Origin of the sequence: uncultured Shimia sp. (assembly GCF_947498095.1) — a bacterium.
In the GTDB taxonomy this organism is placed as follows: Bacteria; Pseudomonadota; Alphaproteobacteria; order Rhodobacterales; family Rhodobacteraceae; genus Shimia.
This window is the reverse complement of record NZ_CANMJE010000017.1, coordinates 1-21,813: the sequence shown is the minus strand read 5'-3', so window position 1 is coordinate 21,813 and position 21,813 is coordinate 1. Positions and strand designations below refer to the sequence as shown.

The following is a 21,813-nucleotide window of genomic DNA, read 5'->3' as shown; positions in this document are numbered from 1 at the left end:
AATCAGACGTGCTTGCGGCCGCCAGCATTCAGAAACCAATCGTCTGGATAAGGATACCACCAGTCAGCTTCTTTCGCGACGGGATCAAGGATGACCATTTTGGGCTGACGAAAGGCTTCCAATCCCGTGCGCCCCAAAGCACGCCCCATGCCCGAACTTTTTATGCCACCAAAGGGCAGCGCATCATTGTCGACCAAAGGATTGTTGACCCAGACCATGCCCGCTTCGAGCCGGTCAACCGCTTCATGGGCCTCGGCCAGATCATTGGTGAAGATGCACGCGCCTAGCCCATAGACCGAGTCATTGGCCAGGGTCAGGGCCTCTTCAAACGAGGACGTGCGGACAATCGACACCACTGGGCCGAAGATCTCTTCGTTCAGGATTCCCATATCGGGGGTCACGTCGGTGACAACTGTTGGTTCCAGAAACCAGCCCGTTGGATGCGCAGCGGGAATACCGCCCCCCAGCGCGATGGTGGCATCTTTGGACTTGGCGCGATCAATCCAGTCCAGAACTTTGGCGCGGGCCGCTTCTGACACGAGCGGGCCAATCTCGGCCACGCCCAGACCATTGCCGACACGCAACTGGCGCGTGCGTTCAATAAAGGCCGCGACGAATTCATCGTGCACTGCATCATCGACATAAATCCGCTCGGTCGAGGTGCAAACCTGGCCGGATTGCAAATAAACCGCTGTCACAGCACCCGCCGCAGCCACGGCGATATCAGCATTGCTGGTCACGATCATTGGATCGTTGCCGCCACCTTCGATGACAAATGGCTTCATCCGGCTCGCGGCCTCGATTGCCACCAGACGGCCGACTTCAGCTGAGCCGGTAAAGGCAATGGCATGGGTTTTATCGCAGGAAACCAGGTGTTTTCCCACTTCCGGGCCGCCTGCCACACAAGCCACCAGGTCTGCGGGCAAACCGTCGAAGAATTTCATAAAAGCCAGAGTGCAAAGTGATCCGGCAGGTGCCGCCTTGAGCACAATGCCATTCCCCGCCGCCAGGGATGCCGCGATGGTCCAGCACCCAAGGATTAACGGAAAGTTATAGGGTACAATATGGACCGACACGCCATAGGGCGCATAGGTCTGGTACTGGAACGATCCGGGCTGCATCGTTCCCGCGATTTTCCCCGCATCATCGCGGGCCATTTCCGCGAAATACCGAAACACCGGCGCGATATTGGCAATTTCACCGATAGCTTCAGGGTAGGGCTTCCCGATCTCGCGCGTCATGGTGATCGCAATATCGGTCATGTCTGCCCGCTCCATCGCGTCCGCGATGCCGTGCAGCAATCCAGCCCGCGTTTTGCAGTCCATTTTGGCCCATGTTTTCTGGGCGGCGTTCACCCGCTCCAGAATGCGATCCAGCTGCGCCTCGGAAGGGGCACCAACGGGTCCGATGTTTTCGAGCGTGGCTGGATCAACCGCCATTTGCTCAGAGCCCTCGGTGGGGTGATAGTCGGGGGCAAGATAGTAGCAGGGCGCGAGAACATCAGACATCTGGCTCTCCTTGAAGGGTTGTAAGGTCACGGTCGAGCATCAACGCCTTGTCAGCCCAACCGGGTAACTCGGCATCAAGAAAAGATGTGATCGCGGTCAGGTCGGCATCCACAAGCGCAGTCTGGAACTGGGCCAGCACACGCGGGATGAATTTCAGATAGCGCGGCTTGGCGTCCCGTTGGAACAGGCGCACAAACACGCCAAGAATGCGCGCGTGACGCTGTGCGCCCAGCAGGGCATAACGGTGTCGAATGTCATTTTCCGCACCGATATGAGAGGGCGCATTTTCCACGTAATAGTCCAGAAGCTGCCCTTCGAGACCCGCACCCAGATCCCGCCTTGCATCTTGCAGCAATGACACCAGATCGTATTCGCAGGGCCCCAGAATACCGTCCTGAAAATCCAGCAAGCCGCATCGGGCAACGCCTGTTCGATCCTCCAAAAGCATCAGATTGTCGACGTGGAAATCCCGCAGAACCAGTGTGTCGAAGCTATTGGCGACAGGAGTGAGAGCATCCCGCCAGAGGGCTAGAAAGCTTTGGGTGAAGGTCTGTTTGTCGATTTCCGGCGCAATCGCGGGGACGAACCAGTCGGTAAATATTCTGAGTTCGTCCAGATACACCGACATATCATACTTTGGTTGATCCACTTCGCGGCCCTTCGGGTCGCGATGCAGATGCAACAAACCCTCAACAGCCAGCTTATAAAGAGCGGCTTCGTCATGGCCCGAAGCCAGACAAGCTGCATAGGTGCTATCACCAAAATCCTCGACAAGAGCCAGCCCATGCGACGGATCTGCACCAAACACACGTGGTGCAGACAAGCCCAGCACATTCAGATGGTGCGACAGGCGAAGATAGGCTGCAAATCCCACCTGATCCTGTCGATCCTCCATCAGCAGAATTCCTTCGCCCTGAACGCGATAATACCGGCGCGGAGAGGCGTCCGCTTCGAATTGTTTCAACACAGAACGCTCGAGCCCGTGACGGGACATAAAGGTTCTGGCCGGTGCTGAAAGGCACCTTGCATTCATGGACGCGTTTTGGGGCAAAGAGGGGTTCATCGGATCATATAGACCTTTTTGACCGTTTCATGGACGGTGCAGATACCCTTCCAATCTTGTGGAAAAAAGGCCGCTGTATCGGGAGTCACTTCAATCACGTCACCGCTTTCGTGAACATAAGTGCAGCGCCCCTCAAGAAAGTGACAAAACTCGTCCTTGGTGACGTGACATTCCCATTTTCCAGGCGTGCAAATCCAAAGACCGCACTCACTTTCGCCGTTTGGGCCTTTATGAAGAACCTGACCCGAGGTGCGGCTTTCGCCCTCGATCATGGTCGGGATTAAGCCCCAGTCCACCGTATCGGTGACTTCGAGCGGTTTGCGCATTACGGGTGCTTTCATAGTCCCAGTTCCAGTTCAAACAAGCATGTAGATATTGCGAAGTGTCTCGGTGATTTCGGCGGTGCCTTCCCATCCGGCGGGAAACAGAACGCAGGTTCCGGCAGTGGCCTCGATCACCTCGTCCGTGCCGTCACGGCGATAGATCACGCGCCCCTCGACAAAGTGGCAAAACTCGTCACGCGGCACCGAAATACGCCAGGTGCCGCGGGTACAGACCCAAACGCCGGTCTCGGGCGAATTGTTCGGCCCCTTGTGCAAAAGCCGCCCCGTGGAATGCGATTGCCCATCAATCATGTCGGGCTGAGGCCCCCAGTCGGCAAGATCGTCATAGGTGGTCGCCCCATGAATATGGGGCGCCGATGAGTTCAGATTGGTCACGCGTTGTTCTCCGCCAGTTGAACCAGAAGTTTGGCGGCTTTCTCCTGGCCGTTTTGCGACTGCATGTGAGCCGATGTGGCCGCCAGTTTTGTGGCCATGGCTTCATCGTTCAGGCAGGCTTCGATCTTTTCGATCATTTCTTCTTCGGACCAATCATAACGGTCTGAACGGAAGCCATGACCGGTTTCCTGTACGCGCATCGCGTTGTCGTGGCCGTCCCAGACATAGGACATGATGATCGCGGGCTTGCCGAAGTACAGGCATTCAGTGAACGAGTTGTTGCCACCGTGGTGGATAACGGCATCCATCTGCGGGATCACCGAAGGCTGAGGGAACCAGCTGTCGAGAATCACGTTATCAGGAACATCGGAATACTCGTCCTTGTAGTCCCCCACATTGACCAACGCCCGATAGCGACTGTTCCCGATCAGGTCGATCAAGCGTTTGAGAAGATCAGTGTCCCCTGCCCCAAGAGATCCGAAAGACACATACAGCAGCGGCCCGTCGTTGTTCTTCTTGAAGGTCGGGACCTCATATGGATCATCCTGACGCACACAGCCCTCGAGATACTGAAACTTGGCCGGATCAAGAGGCACTGGACGATCGTATTTCGCCTGCTCAGGGTATAGCAGCAGGTTCATATGCGGCGAGGCCTCAAAGAACTGAGGAATCGGGTAAGGGTCTTCGTTGCACTCAGCCAGAAAGGCGTTGAAATCATCGTGGATCGGCTTGATCACCTCGTTGAACTTCGCACGGAACGCAGCGTGGCCTTCGGTGTCATTCTCGGACATGCCCGACAAATGCGGTGGGATCGCATCGTCCTCGATTTCATTCTCCGAGCATGAAATGATCCGGACCCAGGGCACACCATGCTGTTTGATCGCCGGGAACAGGATCACGTTGTCGACAGAAATTACGTCTGGTTTGATGTCGGCTAGAATTTGCGGCAGGTCCTTTTGCGCCCATTTCGCACTGTCTACGATCGCTTCCCAGCATTCCTTTACATAGTTGTCGATCTGGTCGATCGGGGCCTTGCGAAAGTTGGGGATGTGGCCATTGATGAAATCTTCCCAGAACTTGGCCATTTGCTCGGCTGGCATCGGTTCCGACAGGTTTACGGGGTGTGCTTCAAAACCATACCCTTTGTAAACATCGACAAAGCCCGGATCCGATAGGAACACTGCCTTGTGACCCATACGTTCTACCGCTTGGGCAATGCCAACCGAATTCAGTGCCGGGCCAAAAGCGGCCTCTGGGAAAAAAGCGAAAGTTTTCTGTTCCATTTCAATCTCCTGTTGGTATTTGCGCCGGTTGTCCGGCATTCGTTGCAGGGTCGCTCAAGCGGCGAATATGCGGGTGTCTTTTGCGGCCCAGCCAACCGTCACATCGTCCCCTATCGCAAGGGGTCGCCCTTCGGCAGCGTCAGCGGTGAGACGCACCATTATGGGTGTCGGTGACAGGGGGGTTTCCAGATGCAGTTGCAGGTCAAGACCGTGATAGGCCGTCGCGCTGACCTTGCCGGACAGGCTGTTGTCTCCATCCGCCGCGCCAAGGTGCAGGCGTTCGGGACGCACCGCTGCTACGGCCTCTCCGCTGGGTAGGTTTTCATTTTGACCTGCCATGATCGTACTTCCATCCAGCGCAACCAGTGCCCCCCCGGATTTACTGACCGGCAAAAAGTTCATGACGCCGATAAAGTCGGCGGCAAAGCGGTTTTGCGGGTGTTCGTAGATTTCATGCGGGCTACCGCACTGCAGCAATTGCCCGTCTTGCAGAATGGCAATCCGATCCGCCATGACCAACGCTTCTTCTTGATCGTGAGTCACGACGATAAAGGTGATGCGGAACTCATCCTGAATGCGTTTGAGCTCCAGCTGCATTTCGCCGCGCAGCTTCTTGTCGAGAGCGCCGAGCGGCTCATCCAGTAACAAGAGGCGTGGCCGCTTTACAAGCGCACGACCCAGCGCAACCCTTTGACGTTGGCCACCGGATAGCTGGTCGGGTTTGCGTTTTGCCAGATGCGAAAGCTGGATGACCCCGAGCATTTCCTCGACCCGCTGATTGATCTCGGGTCTGGGAAGTTTTTCCATTTCCAAGCCGTAAGCGATGTTCTGAGCAATCGTCATATGCGGGAACAGCGCATAGGACTGAAACATCAGGTTCACGGGCCGGTGATTCGGCTGAACGTTTGAGATGTCTTTGCCGTCGAGCATGATTTCGCCCGCGGTTGGTATCTCGAACCCGGCAAGCATCCGTAGAAGGGTCGTCTTGCCACTGCCCGAAGCCCCCAAAAGGGCAAAGAACTCGTTTTCCTGAATGTCGAGATCGATGCCATCCACGGCACGTACTGTGCCAAAGGACTTTTCGACATTGCGAAGTGATAGCAAAGGCTGGGTCATTGTCCCGGAAGCCCTCCGCGGTTGAGGCGTTGAGACAGCGCCAGCGCGACGACCGAGACGGTCATGACGATGGTTGCCAGCGCGTTGATTTCGGGGGTTATACCAAAGCGGATCATGGCAAAGATCTGCATTGGCAACGTAATCGAGTCACGCCCTGCGCCGGCGGTAAAGAAAGCGATGATGAATTCATCGACCGACAGGGTGAAAGCGAGAAGCGCGCCGGCTATGACTGCAGGCAACATTACTGGAAGGACCACACGCCATAGGGTGATTGGAGTCGAAGCACCAAGATCTGTTGAGGCCTCGACAATCGACCAGTCAAAAGTCTTGAGGCGCGCCCGGACAACCGAGCAGACAAAAGCGAGGTTGAACACCACATGGCTGACGATCACAGTGTGCAGTCCCATGGTGACATTCAGCATCGAAAAGAAGCTGAGCAGGGCAATGGCCAGCACGATGTCGGGAATGATCATCGGCGCAAAGATAATTGTTTCCAGAAAACGGCCCTTGCGACGACGGATTTCGACACCGACAGCCAGCAAAGTTCCCAGAATCGTCGCAAGGAAGGTTGAGACGATAGCAACCATCAACGTGTTGAAAGCCGCGCCGATAATTTCGTCATTTCGTACCAGCTCACCGTACCATTTCACAGAAAAACCAGTCCATGCGGTGGGTAATCCACCTTCGTTGAACGACAGCGCAAACAACACTGAGATCGGGATGTAGAGAAAGGCAAAGACCGCAGAAAGGATCATCAGCATCAGGCGAGGATTAGCTTGGGAACGCATGTCAGCTCTCCTCTCTGCGCGCACCTGAGGCACGCTCTGTCGCAAACGTTTGGAGTGTTAGCAGCCCCATCATGATCGCGATCAGGAACATTGAGAGAGCTGCGCCAAAGGGCCAGTCATTCGCCGTCAGGAACTGCGCGTAAATGAGGTTACCAATCATCTGAAACTGGCCGCCTCCCAGAAGTGCTGGCGTCACGAAGTTGCCGATCGACAGCACGAAGACAAAGACAAACCCGGTGGCAATTCCTGGAACGGTCATCGGCAGGATCACCCGGCGAAAAGTTGTCCAACCTGAGCCGCCCAGATCACGCGAAGCCTCTGCAATCTCGGGATTGAGCCGCGAGAGCGGCGCGTAACAAGCCAAGATGACGAAGGGCAGGTAATTGTAGACAAGCCCCACAACAACCGCGCTTTCCGTATATAGTAGCTTGGGTAGTTCGCCGTCGTAGCCCAGTGCCTGAACGACCGAAACAATCAGCCCCTCGCGGTTCAGAAGGACGATCCAAGCATAAGTGCGCACCAGATAGTTCGACCAGAACGGCAAGACAGCAAAGAACAAGAGCATTGGTTGGCGGCGCGCAGGAGCAGCAGCGATAGCAAAGGCTGCGGCATACCCAACGACAACTGCGATCACCCCTGACAGGCCCGCAATCCAAGCTGATTTCAAGAAAATGCTGGCATACAGAGGGTCGAAAACCAATGCGAGGTTTTCCATCGTAAAGGTGTACTCGACGCCGCCGTAAATCCCACGGCGAAAGAACGCCAATGCCAGGATCAGCAGGCAAGGGATGACCATGAAAGCGGTCAACCAGGCAAGGGCCGGCGACATCAGATAGATCGGCTTGCGGTCGTTCATTACGTGATCCTGTCGAAAACGCGGAGCCTATCCGGTCGCCGTGTTACGAAGTTTGGGAAAAAGGGGCCCGGCGCCATTGGTGCGCCGGGCCAGTTCGGGGAGAATAATGCGGTTAGTTCGCCGCCTTGATCTCGGACACGGTGCGGGAATAGGCGCGCTGTGCTTCGCCAACATCACGCAGCTGTTCGTAACCAAGCAACTGGTCGGGCCCCATTCCCATGTTCGGGAACGATGCAATGAAATCCGCAGAGAGTGCCGCCATCGCAGGCTCGTTGGGGACCTTGTAGAGAATGTTCTCGGCGGCCCAGCCATGGTTTTGGGGGTCCAGGATGAAATCCACAAAGGCATAAGCGGCGTCTTTGTTCTCAGACCCCTTCAGAATGACCATCGTGTCGACCCACAAGTCCGATCCCTCAGAAGGAATGGTGTATTTGATCTCGGCGTTTTCCGCGATGCCGTAGTTGCACCAACCGTCCCAGGCGTGCACCAGCTCGGCCTCGCCGGAAACCAGCTTGGCGTAGAAGGTCGCATCGTCATAGGCCAGCAGGGTTTTCTTGGCGTCGATCAGCAGGTCGCGTACTTCGCCCAGCTTGGCTTCGTCCGTTTCATTGACAGAATAACCTTTTGCGAGGAAGCCAGCAGCCAACAGCCAGCGATCGGTGGCCAGCATTGTGGTTTTCCCGCTGACGCTCGCGTCCGGAGCCAACAAGTCCATCCAGCTGTCAGGATCTTCAGCTAAGAGATCCGAGCGGTAGCAAAGGCCCGTTGTGCCCCATGCATAGGGCACCGAGAATGTATTCCCTGGATCATGCTCAAGCTTGGTGGCTTGCTCATATAGGTTCGAAATATTCGGGATTTTGGCGTGATCGATCGTTTCGGCCAACCCGAGATTGTTCAGTACTTCGGCAAAGGGCGAAGAAACGAAGACAACGTCATATCCTTTGCCTTTTGAGGCGATCAGCTTGCCCATGATTTCTTCGTTGGTGCCATGCAGGACAAGCTCTGCATTGCCGCCACTTGCGGCATTGAAGCTATCAACCGCGTCAGGCGCCATGTAGCCGTCCCAATTGGATATCACCAGCCCTTCCGCTGACAGTGCACCTGCACTTAATGCCAGTCCAAGGCTGATTGCCGTAGGCGTCTTAGGGAGATGTCGAAACATTCCAGTTCTCCTTGTTTCCCGTTGGTCATCACCTGCAGTTGGCGCAGGCGGTTTTACATTTTTGACGAGCAGTTATTGTCGGTCGCTCTAGGATCCAGTATTAATGTTATAAAAAATACGTCAAACTGTATTCACTGTTCTTTTTTCGCCTGACCGAAAAATCACTGCCCGACAAACCTGGAGACGCAAAGAAATGAGCGAAACACGACGCAATACCAGGCAAAGCCACTTGGCGCTTGCCAAGCAAGTGCTGAGCGTCGCTCTGGAGCGCGGAATGCGACGCGGAGATCACCTGCCTGAACAAACCTTCTCCGAGGCCTGCGGCGTGTCCAGAACCCCCATTCGTTCAGCCTTTAAAATATTGGAAGAAAACGAAATATTGGAGTGGCGCCAAGAAGAGGGGTTCTTTCTATCTGTGGCCGTGGCGGACCAAGCAACAAAAGCACTCCAGGCATTGGAGGACGCTGAGAACTCACTGGCTCGCCGAATCTTGTCAGACAGGGCAGAGCGGCGGATTGATGAAATCCAGTCGGTGAGCGCGCTTGTTCGCCGCTACGGCGCCACTCGAAATACAGTACTACTTGCTCTAAAAATACTGTCCCAAGACGGAATTGCTACTCAACTACCCGGCCGAGCCTGGGCATTTCAGCCGATGATTGATTCGCCAAAGTCAATTAACGAGAGTTTTGATTTCCGCCTAACAGCGGAGCCTCAGGCCATTCTGGCCCCCGGTTTCTTGCTGGACGCTAAGCGCGCGAGCCTGCTGCGCGGTCAGATCGATGATTTCCTGAATATTGAAGAAGACCGCATCACAGTCGGTGGATTTCGCAGGATCGACACAGAGTTTCACAATCTCATTGCCCAGTGTTCAGGAAATCGTTTTGTTCGGGGAAGCTTGCTTGCACATCATCGATTGCGCAAAGCGTCGCGAAGGGGTAGTTCGATGCCAAATTTCCGCCTGAGGCAGGCTATGATCGAGCATCTGGAAATTCTTGATAGCCTCGAGCGCAACCAGTTTGATCTGGCGGCTGACCAAATGGTTGTACATTTACGCCGCTCTCGCATTCGTCGGCCCGAAGCCGCAAACCGCGGCATTCCACCGCTCATGAGAGGTCCACGCGCGTGAGTCTCAAACCAACAATAGCCCTGTTTCCCGAAGCTGGTTTCGGTGCCGGCCTCAATTGCGTTGGGATTGCACAGGAACTGCGCCGGCAAGGCGCGAACCCAGTTTTCATTTGCCATCCGGGTTTCACGGGCGTTTTTTCCGAATATGGTTTCAAGGAATACCACCTGCCGCAGTCGCTCAAAAGCAGTGAAGAGGCGGTCGAGGACTATTGGCAGAGTTTCATTAATACACACCTGCCGCATTTTAACTTGAACCCAATTGAACAATTGCCGGCATATGTCGCCCCGACCTGGGAGGCTATTGTCGACACAGCCATCACTGTCGAGGATGATCTGATTGCACTACTGGACCGGATCAAGCCCGATGCGATCCTTCTTGATAATGTCATCATGTTTCCAGCGATTGCAAAGGCAGGATGTCCATGGGTACGTATCGTCTCTTGCGCTGAAACTGAGATACCCGACCCACAAGTGCCGCCTTATCTCTCTGGGCTTGCGGTGGAAAACATCGAGGAATGGTCCAACTATATTGCAGCTTATGAAAAGAACACCCGTGCTTCGCATGATCGCTACAACGATTTTCGGCAAAAGCGCGGGCTTCCTGCGCTTGCACCCGGAGTGTTTCTTGAACCATCCCCGACCCTGAACCTTCTGCTTGCGCCCAGCGTGGTTCGTTATGATCGTGCGGTGAACCTGCCGGATGATAAGTTCACGTTTCTGGAAGGCTGTGTTCGCCAGGAAGCTCATTTTGAACTGCCCAACTTCCCGGTCGCCGAAGGCCCGTTGATTTACACGAGTTTTGGATCGCTTGGCGCAATTGACACTGACCTCATTAGGCGAATGATTGATGTCTTCGCGACAATTCCGGCGCGCTTTATAGTAAATGTCGGTGGCTTTGACGAAGCCTATGACCACATTCCGGATAATGTTCACCTGGGCAACTGGTTTCCGCAACCGTCTGTTGTTTCTGAATCCACGCTCTTTATTCATCACGGTGGCAACAACAGCTTCTGCGAAGCGCTCTATCATGGTGTGCCATCTTTGATTATTCCCTATTGCTGGGACGGTCACGATAATGCCCAGAGAGCCGAAGCCTCGGGCGTTGGACGGCGTGTTGATCGTGCCAGTTGGACAGCCAAATCTCTTAGGGCGGAAATACTGTCACTCTTGGATGATCAGAAGATGCAAGTTCACCTGAAGGATGTGTCTCGGAAAATGCAATCTGACCCGGGCACCCAAAAGGCCGTCAACGCCATTTTGAAGGCCCTTTAGATCACCTTGAACCCGTCTCACCTATTCTCTTGGAGAAGTAGATGTCTTACGACGACAACCCGTTTTCCCACGAGGATCCAGAACGCCATGCATTGTGGGAAGCTCACATGCGAAACGACATCGACGCGTTTCTGAGATCTGACTGGGATGCTGTGGCGAAAGACTTTGATGCTGACACGTTCATGGCGATCGATGCTGCATTTGATTCTGACCCGCAGAAATGGACCATCGGGTTTCCATCGCTGTCATCCTATCGAGACACTTGGTTGAAAATGTCAGCAGAAACGCTGGCTAAGGCCGACCCGGACAAATTGCGCCAAGCAATGTTCCAGGGTGCCAACATCGTCCGGATTGATTTTTTTGAAAACGAAACAGTTTTGTTACATAAACGCTTTGATGGGCAACTGCCACTTCGCGACGGGACGCAAGAACCTTATGGATGGCAGTCAGTTTTTACGTTGCGAAAAATTTGCGAACAATGGAAGATTGTCTATTTCGTTGGCTACATGGGGAGCACGCTTTAACGCAATACAACATCGGCAGCCACTGTATTTCCCCCTAAGGCGTTCTTTCTCGCAACCGGCATCGCGCGCGGCTAATGTGTTGTACTGCTCAGGTATTCCCTCTACTTGTTCAACGTTGAAAACGGTGTAGCCCTTAATCACCTAAAGCCGGCACCATTGTGTCTCAGAGGATGGAGTGTTCCTTGCGCTGATTAGCTAGGGCGCTGCTGTGTCTGCGTGATGCAGCGTAAGGTTTGAGAGGTGGTGTCAGACAAATTCGAACTCGTCTCTACTAGGCCAGTGAGGCTGCTCTTTATGCCACGCAAAGACCACGCCACTCGGCAAGAGCGGCGGTTCGATTCTGCTTGAAATGGTCTCTTTGGGAAAGGCCGCGTTCCTGCTTAAAGTGATTGAAAACGGATGCATGGACGGAAACGAATTTCTGCAAACTGCGCATACGACGAAAGCGGTGCATGGCACGTTCTCGTCGTCGAAAAGGGAGGTGAGAATTCTCGGCTCGATTGTTTCTCCAGCGCCCCGTTTCCTGTCTGTTGGCATTCCCAATGACTTTCATCGCCGCGCCATAAGAGCGTAGTTTGTCAGTGACGACGACTTCTGGTTGGCCGTATCGTTTCATCGCTTTCTTCAAGAATTTAAGGGCCGCAGTGCGATCTCGACGCTTCGTGACAAAGCTTTCCAACACCTCGCCTTCGTGATCCACGGCCCGCCAAAGGTAGTGTCGCTCACCGTTTACCTTCACGAAAACCTCATCGAGATGCCAACGCCAATTCGAGTGGCACCGCATCCGATTTACACGCTTTCGGCGAATTTCAGATGCAAACAGTGGGCCAAATCTGTTCCACCAAAAACGGATGGTTTCATGGCTCACGTCGACGCCACGCTCGTGCAGCAGATCTTCCACGTTTCTAAGCGAGAGCGGAAACCTGATGTAGAGCATCACCGCTAAGCGGATGATTTCGGGGCTCGTTTTGAAATAGCGGAAAGGCGAACGTTTTGTCTTGTTTCAACGCTAGATCGCCACCCAGCCCTTCGCAACCGAGTTTCCTCTGACATCGCCCGCAAAGGCACTCTCTCGGTCACTCTCAACCTTTCATCTTTGTCCGAAGCACTTGGCCCGCCCGTACCAGATCTGCACCCGTCCTTGCAGCACATCGAGGCCCCGCTTCACTGCCGACGTCGCGGCGTCGAGATGAAGATCATTGCCGGTGGCCTGCAACCTCGCCCCAACAAGCCTCTCATTCGCGCACTCAACAATGCCCACATTTGGGTCCAACAGATGAAGACCGGAACCACCATCAAGCAGATCGCGGCCACCACATCTGTTTCTGAAAGTTACATCACCCGCGTCATCACACTGGCCTTTTTGTCTCCACGTATTCAGCGCGCCATTTTGGCTGGAACACAACCCGTTGACCTGACGGTGGAAACCCTGGTGAGACGGTCCATTCCCAGGCATTGGCCGGATCAGGAAGAGCTCTATGGAATTGGCTCAAAATCCTAATCCCTGATCCGCCTGAGTAATTCCCTGATACCCGAAATGAATTCCCTGTTACATGCTTTGAAATTCCCTGTTCCGTTGAGTAGGGACTTCACCTTCTAACCGCCTGTAGTTGCTGCATTAAATATGGATAGAATCTCGTCAAACCGGCCGAAATCGCAATATTTCCCTGTAAATTCCCTGTTAACAGGGAAATTCAGGCCCAAACCTCACCGCGCAAATCTACAAACGGAGACCAACGGGAAATTGAGGCCAAAATGACCTGAGAATTGTGTCTGAGGGGAAATCTGAGACTGCCAAGTCTCGGGAATTTGGGGTGGAAATATATAAAATTACCCAACAATAACAACGCATTACATGGGTTGCGGTGCTGTCAGACGGATTCGAACTAGTCTCAGCCAGGTCCGTGATGCTGTCCTTTATTCCGCGCAAAGACCGCGCCACTCAGCGAGAGCAGCGGCACGGTTCAGCTTGAAATTTGTTCGAGAGTAGAGGCTGCGTTCCGAATTGAAGAGGTTAAGAATAGAGGCGTGGACGGATACGAATTTTTGCAAACTTCGCAATCGACGGAAGCGCAGCATGGCCCTTTCCCTTCGTCGAAATGGCAAATGAGAATTCTCAGCTCGATTGTTTTTCCAACGCCCGGTTTCCTGCTTCGCAGCATTCCCAATGACTTTCATCGCGGTGCCATAAGACCGTAGTTTATCGGTAACAATGGCCGCAGGTTGACCATAGCGTTTCATCGTTATCTTCAAGAATTTAAGGGCTGCGGCGCGGTCTCGTCGTTTCGTGACGTAGCTTTCCAGCACCTCGCCTTCGTGGTCAACCGCCCGCCAAAGGTAATGCTGGACGCCATTGATTTTCACAAAAATTTCGTCCAGGTGCCATCGCCAATTTGAATAAGAGCGGAGTTGCTGAACCCGTCGTTTGCGGATTTCTGAAGCAAACAACGGACCAAATCTGTTCCACCAGAAACGGATGGTTTCGTGGCTCACGGCGATGCCTCGTTCATGCAGCAGGTCTTCGACATTCCGAAGTGACAGCGGAAATCGAACATACATCATCACCGCTAGGCGAATGATTTCTGTGCTGGTTTTGAAGTAGCGAAATGGTGAGCGTTTTGTCACGAGCGAAGGCTAGATCGGCACCCTGCCCTTCACAACCGAGTTTCCTCTGACACCGCCATGCCATCCTATGCCGAAACGAGCCTGGTATGCTCGGCGAAGTGAGGAACCCTATAGGCAGGTGAGCATCAATAGGCTCTACTCCCAACCTGAATAACCAACCAAACCCTTGCATTTCGGCGACGCGTTCGAAAACAATCATGTGGCCGATCCGTTCCCTTCCGGATCTCAGCATCATTTAAAGAGGCCAGTATAGTAACTGTTGGACTTATCCTTTGGCGAACCAACCGTTGTCGACATAAGTCGCGTTGCCATTGACGAAGCTTGCCTCATCAGAGGCGAGGAAAACAACCGCTGCGGCTACTTCCTCAGGATAGCAGATACGCCCTTGTGTAGCGGCCATCCCCGAGTCTTCCCACTCTTGCCCAGCCGCATCCAGTTCCGCTATTTCTTTCAGGCCATGGGCAGTTTCGACAAAGCCCGGGCAGATCGCGTTACAACGGATGCCAGCATCGCGATATTCGGTTGAAATCGTGCGAGCGAGTTGCAGAACTGCGCCTTTGGACATGCAGTAAACAGATTCCAGCGCATAGCCCAGTTCAGCCGCAATGGACGAGGTGATGACGATTGATCCACCGCCATTTGCACTCATGTCCTGAACCGCACGGCGACAAGTCAGAAAGGCGGACTTTACGTTTACATCCATCAACCAGTCATATTCTTCCTCGCTGGTTTCATGCATCGCTTTGACGATGATGGTCCCTGCATGATTGAACAGCACATTGTAGGGACCAAATGTTTCAAGGGCTGCATCAAAGGCTGCGTTGATTTCGACGTCCTTGGTCACATCGGCATGAAAGAAAGCCGCTTCCCCGCCATTTTCGCGGATCATATCGACTGTCTTTTGACCCTCTTCGTCCTGGATATCAAAGATGCTGACCTTGGCGCCTTCCTCGGCGAACATCAGCGCGGTGGCCCGCCCCATTCCCGTGGCACCGCCAGTAATGACAGCGATTTTTTCGGCCAGCCGGCCATTTGGTGATTTCAAACTCTTGGTCATTGTGGTGTCTCCGGACTGGATTTCAGATGCATTCCCCACCATCGATGACCAGCGCGTGTCCGGTCATGAACGTCGACATGTCAGAGGCAAGGAACAGGATTGCATCGGCCATTTCTTCAGTCGTGCCCCATCGCCCCATTGGAATGGTTTGTGACACGTATCCCTCAAGCTTTTCCCGGCCGCCCATCTGCTTTTCGAACCCAGCATTGAAAGGCGTGTCGATAAAGCCTGGGCAAAGCGCGTTGAAACGCACGTTGTGCTTGGCGTAGTCGGCCGCCATCTGGCGTGTCATCGCCACAACCGCGTGCTTGGTGGTTGCATAGGCGATCATCTCGCGATCATATTGAACACCTGAATTTGACGATGTGATGATGATGCTGCCGCCACCTTGATTGCGCATATGACCAATCGCAGACCGTGCCGCGACAAAATGCGAGCGAACATTCAGCCGCCAGGACATATCCATTCCATCGACAGGCACGTCCTCAAGGCTGCCTTCAATTTGATATCCGGCGTGCGAATGCAGCACATCAAGGCGTCCATACGTCTTCACGACCCGGTTTACTTCTGCAAAGACCGCCTCATCATCCGTAACGTCAAGACTGGCCGCGGTTGCTTTGACACCCTCGGTTTCCAGTTCCGCCACGACCGAGGCGGCCTTGTCAGCATCTAGGTCGGTCACAACCACGCGCGCACCGTGGCGGGCCATAGCCATGGCTCCTGCCCTACCGATGCCTGATCCGGCGCCTGTGACCAGGACAACTTTGCCCTCGAGCACTGGGAACATTCTGGCCTCGTGAGGTTTTGCGACAAAATTCATCTGGATTTCTGCCTTCCACGTTGAAGTAACAACTGTGCCGAAATCAGCAGGAGCAGAGAAACGCCCATCACCATTGTCCCAATCGCGTTGATTTCAGGCGTCACGCCGCGACGGATGGATGAGAACACATAGATCGGCAAAGTGGTTTCAGAGCCGGCCACAAAAAACGCGATGATGAAGTCATCAAAGCTGAAAGTGAAACTGAGCAGAAAGCCTGCCAAGATCGCCGGAAAGATCATCGGCAGGGTCACCTGCCGGAACGTGCCCAATGGTGTGGCATAGAGATCCGAAGACGCCTCGGTCAGCGCGCGGTCCATGCCTGCAAGCCGGGCACGTACGATAATCACCACCAGCGCCATCAGGAACATCGTGTGGGCCGCAATCAGAGATCCAATGCCCATGCGCAGTTTCGGCGGTTTGAAGCCGTCGGGCCAGATCGCTGCAATCAGCGGGTTCAATTGGTCAAACACCGTCACCAGCCCGATCAGTGTGGCAATACCGATCACAATACCTGGGATCATCACCGCGACATAGATCAGCATATCAAAAGCTACTCTTACCGGGCCACGAATGCCTTGCAGCGCCACCGCCGCCATGGTTCCAAAGACACTGGCAAACAGCGCTGAACAAAAGGCCACGATCAGGCTGGTCTCTAGCGCATCCATCACGAACGGATTTGACAACGCTTTTCCATACCATTTGGTCGAAAACCCCTGAAGCTGACTGGCATGTCGCCCGGCATTGAAGCTGAACAGCGCGATCACGCCAATCGGGATGTATAGAAACAGGTAAACGCAGATTGCATAAAATCTCATCGGCCCACCTCACATTATCGACACGTCTTCTCGGCTTGCGCCGAGGCGGCTGATCAGCCGCATGTAAATCGTGACAGTGATAAGCATGACCACCACGAGGGTAACAGCCACCGCCGAGCCATAGGCCCAGTTTCGGGATTGCAGGAACAGATCAACCAGCGCATTACCGACAAAGAACACTTTGCCGCCACCCAAGAGCGCGGGGATCAGGTATTCGCCCATCAATAGGATAAAGACGAGCATACATCCGGTTGCAATACCGGGGATCGATAGAGGCAGCGTTACTTGCAGGAATGTTTTCCACGGCTTCGCGCCGAGATCCGACGAGGCCTCGAGCAACCGTTTATCCAGCTTGTCGAGGCTGACAAAGATCGGAAACACCATCAGCGGCAAGTAGCCGTAGATAATCCCCACCAGCACCGCAAACGGCGTGTTGATTAGGCGCAGGCCTTCAATACCAACCCATTCAAGAAGGGCAGGAATACCACGCCCGCCGAGCAGGAAAATCCAAGCATAGCTGCGGATCAGGATCGAGGTCCAGAATGGCACGATCACCAGCACCAGCAGGATGGTTTTCCACCTGGGGTTCGCCTTCACAGCCAGAAAATAGGCCAGAGGATAGGCAATAAGCAGCGCCGACAAGGTGCCAATAGGCGCTAGGGTCATCGTGTTTTTGAACGCGGCCCACCGCGCCGGGAGATTGGCATATTGCTCGAAAGAGAAAGCGAGCACAACGCCTCCGGACGGTGCTCGCTCTCCAAAGCTAAAGATGAAAACAACAATCAGCGGAATAATAAGCATCACCAGGAACCAGGTTCCTGCTGGTGCCAATAACAGCCAATTGTGTGTGCGTTGCGTCATGTTGTTTTCACCTTGGTTCGGATCAGGCCGATTTGAAACGTGCCATCAGTTCGGCACGGTTTGGATCAGTCAGTGTCACTGCCGCGCCAAACTCGAGTGGGCTAAGCAGTTCTTGGGCTGGGAAGATGATCGGATCAGATTTCAGGTCATCTGGCAGTTGGTCATAGGTTCGGGAATCCGCCGTCGGATAACCATGCGCCAACACTTCTTTCGCGTTCACACTCGGATCCAACATGAAGTTGATCAAAGCATAGGCCGCAGCCTTGCGCTCGGAGCTTTTCGGAATGGCCCAGTAGTCACTCCAGATTTCGCCACCCTCTTTGCCAAGAGCATAGGCGATCTCGGGCATATCGGTATTGAGCTGTTTGCCGTCACCAGACCAGCAGATGGTCAGCCATGCGTCGCCATTGCGCATACCCGGCTGATAATCCGATGTGATCGCGAAAAGATGCGGTTTCACGTCGATCAGCAGTTTCTCGGCATCCGCGAGCTCTTTTTCGTCAACCGAGTTGAACGAGTACCCAAATGCGTTCAGCGCGCTGCCAATGGTGGTCAGCTGATAGTCATGCACGATGGTACGACCCGAGAACTGGTCCATGGTGATGTCAAAGAACTCTCTCCACGACGAGATCGCATTTCCGCCGTTGTGTTTGGTGTTCACGGCCATGCCGGTCGATCCCCAGTTCTTGGGAACGCCGTAGAGCGTGCCGTTGACCGAGCCCGCCTCGGCGTAACGTGCATCAAAGGCCGACGCGTCAAAGTTCGGCAACAACGAGGTATCCAGGGGTTCGATCAGGTCCTCTTTGACGTAATCCTCGAAGGTGTAGTTGGTCGGTACATAAACATCCCAACCGGTGGCACCGGCCTGAAGCTTGGCCAGCATCTCTTCGTTTGAGCCGAACACGTTGACCTGTACATGCGCACCAGTCGCCTCGGTAAAGGCGTCAAAGTTGGCTGGATCGTGATAGTTCGGCCAAGTGGCCAAAACCACGCGATCACCAATATCGCCAGCAAATGCGGGCTGCGGGCGCAGACCGGGCACCGAAGCCCCCATCACGGCCGCTGCGGCACCAAGGCCAGTCACATTCAGGAAATGACGTCGAGTGATCGAGCCCTTTCTGTAGCTCTCAAGCTTTTCCATGAACTCCTTTTTGGAGATATGGTCGATGGTTTTCTTAGTCATTGTCTTTCCTCCCTGTTATATTGGTCTTTGTTAATTTCGGTCGAGAACGAGCGCCGCAGTCGCCTCCCAAGACACCATGGCAGTTTCTCCAACGGCAAAGGCACCCTCGGTCAGGTCTGCCTGACGCGGAGCAAGCACCAGAAAATCTCCAAGCGTTTGGTGGCTGACCAGATATTCGGTGTGCTCACCCAGGAAAATCCGGTTGTGAACTTTAACCTCAACACCATCCCCTTGATGTCGCAGCTTCATCTGTTCGGGACGTACGCTGATGCAAACATCCTGGTGATCGGAAAAACCGTCGCCAGCCATCCCCTGCACCTGCATCCCATTGTCTAGAAGCACCGTAGACATCCCCTCAGTCGAGCCCTGCAGAGTGCCATTGAAAAAGTTGGAAGTTCCCACGAAATCAGCGACATATCGCGAATTTGGACGGTCATACAGCTCTTGTGGGCTGCCGATTTGAACAATCCGCCCATCGCGCATGATGCAGATGCGGTCGCTCATCGACAGGGCTTCTTCCTGATCGTGCGTGACCAGTACAAAGGTGATCCCCAACTGACGTTGCAGGTCTTGCAGTTCGATCTGCATTTCCTTGCGCAGCTTACGGTCCAACGCTGCCATGGGTTCATCCAGCAACAGCAGTTTGGGTTCATTGATAATGGCGCGGGCCAATGCAACACGCTGTTGCTGCCCCCCCGACATTTCCCAGATCTTGCGATCTTCGAAGCCACCTAGCCGAACCACTTCCAGCGCCTTTTGGACGCGTTCTGCAATCTGGGGCTTGGGGATGCGTGGACGAACCTGACGCAGCCCGTACCCAATGTTTTGGGCCACGGTCATATGCGGAAACAGCGCATACTGCTGGAATACCATGTTGACCGGACGGTTGTGCGCATCCAAATCGTTGACAACTTCGCCATCGAGAAGAACCTGTCCCTCACTGGGAGTTTCAAAACCGGCCAGCATTCGTAATGCAGTGGTCTTGCCACAGCCTGATGGCCCAAGAAAAGAAAGGAACTCGCCTTCTCCGATCGACAGGTTTAAGTCACTTGCCGCAAGCACATCGCCAAATCTTTTTGACACACCGCGCAACTCGGCGACTACTTTCCGATCCGCCGGAAAAGTGGCCTCTGTATATGCCTCAATCTCCATTTATCGCTATCTTTTTCCGATTTGGTGACTACTATCTATATTAGAAAAACTGTAAGAAAATTTAAATCCACTGTATATACCATGATTTTAGTATATCAATCTGGGTAGGGAGCTGCCGTGCGGAAACTAATCGATGCAACAGGGGCATTGATTGATGCCATAGGGACCGAAAATTTTGCCCTAACTCTATCGGAGACGCTCCAAGGGATTGTCCCTTTTGATTACACCGTGATTTTTGGTTATCTCGGAGCCGCACGTCCAATGGACCTGTTTGACGATTTTCCAAAAGGCAAACGTAAGGTCTTCGTCGAGGATTATCAGGAAGGTCCCTACCTTCTTGACCCTTTCTATTTGGCTTGCGGAAACAAGATCGATCCAGGGCTGTACCGGATCAAAGACTTGGCACCAGACAGGTTTTTCCAAGGCGAGTATTTTCGCAGTTACTATGCTCGCACGGGGCTTGCCGAGGAAATCGGATACTTCATTGAAATGCCGGGGAATGCCACGGTTGTTGTGTCTCTAATGCGGGCTGAAAAGGCCTTTTCAGCGAAAGATTTCAGGCAGCTAGGTGACTTTTGGCCAGTGGTGCGCGCGGTTTGTCAACGGCATTGGGACGAGCTCGCCGTGAGTTTCGGAGCCGACGCTCAGGCCAAATCCGACGCCAGCATACACCAAAGCATAGAATTGGCCTTTATAAACTTCGGCCAAGGTGTCCTGACCCCGAGAGAGCGCCAGGTAGTTGAGTTTACACTCAAGGGCCATTCGGCCGATGCCGTTGGCCGGATACTGGAGATTTCACCTGGTACTGTTCGAATTCATCGCCGAAACGTGTACTCCAAACTTCAGATCAGATCCCAAGGCGAGTTATTCTCTAAATTCATCGATGCCTTGGTGTCAGCGAGTGACCACTAGGGGCGCCATGCTGAACGATGAGAGCTGCGTAGCACCATTGTCCGTGGATGCAGAATTCTTAGTAAGTACCTGGAACGCCGCGGGCTTATCTATACCGCAACTTGCATTTTTCCGTTAACGGCCCTGGGTGCGAGCGTTAAGAATGGCAGGTGATTCCTTTCTGCTAAATGCTGTGCCTGCTTCATTGGAAACCAAATTCTTATGAAGTACTTGGGCCTTTCCCGACCCTTGGATTGGCACGTGTCCCATCCGACATTCCGATACAAAGAACGATTTCGTCCATTCGGGGTGCATCGGGCACCCACAAGGTTATCGTGTCGATGTGGTCAAACGACCAGGGTTCATCCTTGTGGCCCAAAGGCAGGTCAATGCTGCTTCCCAACGCCCCGACCTTGTGGTTGGACGGCATCAGCGCCTTGCCGCCGCCGATGGCTGCCCGCACCGGTTTACCAAGTGAAGGGTGCAGCACGGCCGCACCATGCTCCATCGCGCCTGAAGAGCCGACAAGCGCGGCCTTTCCGTAGCATATGGGCGACCCATCAAGCATTTTCACAAGCTCTGCTGCCAAAGATTGACCAAGTTTGGCTCCGGCGTCGAAAAGCTGCGAAAGGTCCTGTTGATCGATGCCAGCATAGGGGTTTCTCATGATTGCCATCGCAGCGACGCGCGTGATCTGGTCACAAGGCTTGCCCATTTCATCGGCAGCGATGATTTCCCTCGTGACAACCGTCTTTCGAATATAGGCAATTGGTACCGACTTTGAGGGCGGAATGGAAATTGACGGAATATGGGGCAACCAAATATTCGAGTTTTTCAACACAATCAGCCCACAGCAGACATAGTCGGCGCTAAATGCTTTGCAGTGAAGGCGAGAAATGCAGGACCTTTGTCGGAACTGAGGAATAGCCCGTGCTGTAACCTCAATTGAATTTCGCAAAACAGATGTTGGAAGGCTAACCAATCTCTAACTAG

Annotated in this window: 22 protein-coding genes and 1 pseudogene; 5 read left to right on the top strand and 18 right to left on the bottom strand. The window is 53.9% G+C overall.

Annotated features, from left to right (window positions below):
• Positions 1-2: 2 nt before the first annotated feature.
• The 9 genes from Q0932_RS18820 to Q0932_RS18780 all read right to left on the bottom strand — a co-directional run bounded on the left by Q0932_RS18820 (position 3) and on the right by Q0932_RS18780 (position 8,495).
• Entirely contained in the window at positions 3-1,508 is a 1,506-nt protein-coding gene (locus tag Q0932_RS18820) for an aldehyde dehydrogenase family protein (protein ID WP_299356507.1), read from the bottom strand.
• Positions 1,501-2,502, bottom strand: a complete 1,002-nt coding sequence (locus Q0932_RS18815) for a phosphotransferase (protein WP_299356505.1) — start codon at positions 2,500-2,502, stop codon at positions 1,501-1,503. The genes Q0932_RS18820 and Q0932_RS18815 overlap by 8 nt, the downstream gene beginning before the upstream one ends.
• A gap of 65 nt (positions 2,503-2,567) precedes the next feature.
• Positions 2,568-2,912 carry a cupin domain-containing protein gene (locus Q0932_RS18810; RefSeq protein ID WP_299356503.1) on the bottom strand — a complete coding sequence of 115 codons (345 nt, stop codon included), beginning with the start codon at positions 2,910-2,912 and terminating at the stop codon, positions 2,568-2,570.
• Positions 2,913-2,927: 15 nt separating this feature from the next.
• A complete protein-coding gene (locus Q0932_RS18805; RefSeq protein WP_299356501.1) occupies positions 2,928-3,290 on the bottom strand; it encodes a cupin domain-containing protein in 363 nt (120 codons plus the stop codon).
• Positions 3,287-4,573 carry a glycosyltransferase gene (locus Q0932_RS18800; RefSeq protein WP_299356500.1) on the bottom strand — a complete coding sequence of 429 codons (1,287 nt, stop codon included), beginning with the start codon at positions 4,571-4,573 and terminating at the stop codon, positions 3,287-3,289. Before Q0932_RS18800 ends, Q0932_RS18805 begins: the two co-directional genes overlap by 4 nt.
• Positions 4,574-4,627: 54 nt before the next feature.
• Positions 4,628-5,689, bottom strand: coding sequence for an ABC transporter ATP-binding protein (locus Q0932_RS18795; protein WP_299356498.1), 1,062 nt, complete (start codon positions 5,687-5,689; stop codon positions 4,628-4,630).
• Positions 5,686-6,477 carry an ABC transporter permease gene (locus Q0932_RS18790; RefSeq protein ID WP_299356496.1) on the bottom strand — a complete coding sequence of 264 codons (792 nt, stop codon included), beginning with the start codon at positions 6,475-6,477 and terminating at the stop codon, positions 5,686-5,688. The genes Q0932_RS18795 and Q0932_RS18790 overlap by 4 nt, the downstream gene beginning before the upstream one ends.
• 1 nt (position 6,478) lies before the next feature.
• Positions 6,479-7,333 carry an ABC transporter permease gene (locus Q0932_RS18785; RefSeq protein ID WP_299356494.1) on the bottom strand — a complete coding sequence of 285 codons (855 nt, stop codon included), beginning with the start codon at positions 7,331-7,333 and terminating at the stop codon, positions 6,479-6,481.
• A gap of 112 nt (positions 7,334-7,445) precedes the next feature.
• Complete coding sequence (locus Q0932_RS18780; protein ID WP_299356492.1) at positions 7,446-8,495, bottom strand: spermidine/putrescine ABC transporter substrate-binding protein; 1,050 nt, start codon at positions 8,493-8,495, stop codon at positions 7,446-7,448.
• A gap of 193 nt (positions 8,496-8,688) precedes the next feature.
• Between Q0932_RS18780 and Q0932_RS18775 the strand changes: the two genes are divergently transcribed.
• The 3 genes from Q0932_RS18775 to Q0932_RS18765 are packed head-to-tail and all read left to right on the top strand — an operon-like array spanning position 8,689 to position 11,416.
• Entirely contained in the window at positions 8,689-9,621 is a 933-nt protein-coding gene (locus Q0932_RS18775; protein WP_299356490.1) for a GntR family transcriptional regulator, read from the top strand.
• Entirely contained in the window at positions 9,618-10,892 is a 1,275-nt protein-coding gene (locus Q0932_RS18770) for a glycosyltransferase (RefSeq protein WP_299356488.1), read from the top strand. The genes Q0932_RS18775 and Q0932_RS18770 overlap by 4 nt, the downstream gene beginning before the upstream one ends.
• A gap of 41 nt (positions 10,893-10,933) precedes the next feature.
• Entirely contained in the window at positions 10,934-11,416 is a 483-nt protein-coding gene (locus tag Q0932_RS18765; protein WP_299356486.1) for a hypothetical protein, read from the top strand.
• Positions 11,417-11,708: 292 nt separating this feature from the next.
• Here the strand turns inward: Q0932_RS18765 and Q0932_RS18760 are convergent.
• Positions 11,709-12,413: pseudogene (locus Q0932_RS18760) on the bottom strand (IS6 family transposase); the annotation flags it as partial.
• A gap of 192 nt (positions 12,414-12,605) precedes the next feature.
• On the opposite strand from Q0932_RS18760, the gene Q0932_RS18755 reads away from it, so the two are divergent.
• Positions 12,606-12,917 (top strand): hypothetical protein, encoded by a 312-nt coding sequence (locus tag Q0932_RS18755; RefSeq protein ID WP_299356484.1) that lies wholly within the window; start codon positions 12,606-12,608, stop codon positions 12,915-12,917.
• A 416-nt stretch (positions 12,918-13,333) separates the two neighbouring features.
• On the opposite strand, the gene Q0932_RS18750 is transcribed toward Q0932_RS18755, so the two are convergent.
• The 7 genes from Q0932_RS18750 to Q0932_RS18720 all read right to left on the bottom strand — a co-directional run bounded on the left by Q0932_RS18750 (position 13,334) and on the right by Q0932_RS18720 (position 19,929).
• The gene (locus Q0932_RS18750; RefSeq protein WP_299356482.1) at positions 13,334-14,041 is read right to left on the bottom strand and encodes an IS6 family transposase; all 708 of its coding nucleotides are present in this window, start codon (positions 14,039-14,041) and stop codon (positions 13,334-13,336) included.
• A 265-nt stretch (positions 14,042-14,306) separates the two neighbouring features.
• Positions 14,307-15,098 (bottom strand): SDR family oxidoreductase, encoded by a 792-nt coding sequence (locus tag Q0932_RS18745; RefSeq protein ID WP_299356480.1) that lies wholly within the window; start codon positions 15,096-15,098, stop codon positions 14,307-14,309.
• A gap of 22 nt (positions 15,099-15,120) precedes the next feature.
• Positions 15,121-15,885: an SDR family oxidoreductase gene (locus Q0932_RS18740; protein ID WP_299356478.1), complete on the bottom strand. Its 765-nt coding sequence runs from the start codon at positions 15,883-15,885 to the stop codon at positions 15,121-15,123.
• A 29-nt stretch (positions 15,886-15,914) separates the two neighbouring features.
• Positions 15,915-16,733 carry an ABC transporter permease gene (locus tag Q0932_RS18735; protein WP_299356476.1) on the bottom strand — a complete coding sequence of 273 codons (819 nt, stop codon included), beginning with the start codon at positions 16,731-16,733 and terminating at the stop codon, positions 15,915-15,917.
• 9 nt (positions 16,734-16,742) lie between these two features.
• A complete protein-coding gene (locus Q0932_RS18730) occupies positions 16,743-17,594 on the bottom strand; it encodes an ABC transporter permease (protein ID WP_299356474.1) in 852 nt (283 codons plus the stop codon).
• A gap of 22 nt (positions 17,595-17,616) precedes the next feature.
• Positions 17,617-18,777, bottom strand: a complete 1,161-nt coding sequence (locus Q0932_RS18725; protein WP_299356472.1) for a spermidine/putrescine ABC transporter substrate-binding protein — start codon at positions 18,775-18,777, stop codon at positions 17,617-17,619.
• 30 nt (positions 18,778-18,807) lie between these two features.
• The gene (locus Q0932_RS18720; RefSeq protein ID WP_299356470.1) at positions 18,808-19,929 is read right to left on the bottom strand and encodes an ABC transporter ATP-binding protein; all 1,122 of its coding nucleotides are present in this window, start codon (positions 19,927-19,929) and stop codon (positions 18,808-18,810) included.
• Positions 19,930-20,046: 117 nt separating this feature from the next.
• Between Q0932_RS18720 and Q0932_RS18715 the strand changes: the two genes are divergently transcribed.
• Positions 20,047-20,841: a helix-turn-helix transcriptional regulator gene (locus Q0932_RS18715; RefSeq protein ID WP_299356468.1), complete on the top strand. Its 795-nt coding sequence runs from the start codon at positions 20,047-20,049 to the stop codon at positions 20,839-20,841.
• 199 nt (positions 20,842-21,040) lie between these two features.
• Here Q0932_RS18715 and Q0932_RS18710 read toward each other — a convergent pair whose 3' ends face one another.
• Positions 21,041-21,637, bottom strand: a complete 597-nt coding sequence (locus Q0932_RS18710) for an amino acid synthesis family protein (protein WP_299356466.1) — start codon at positions 21,635-21,637, stop codon at positions 21,041-21,043.
• Between the last annotated feature and the right edge of the window lie 176 nt (positions 21,638-21,813).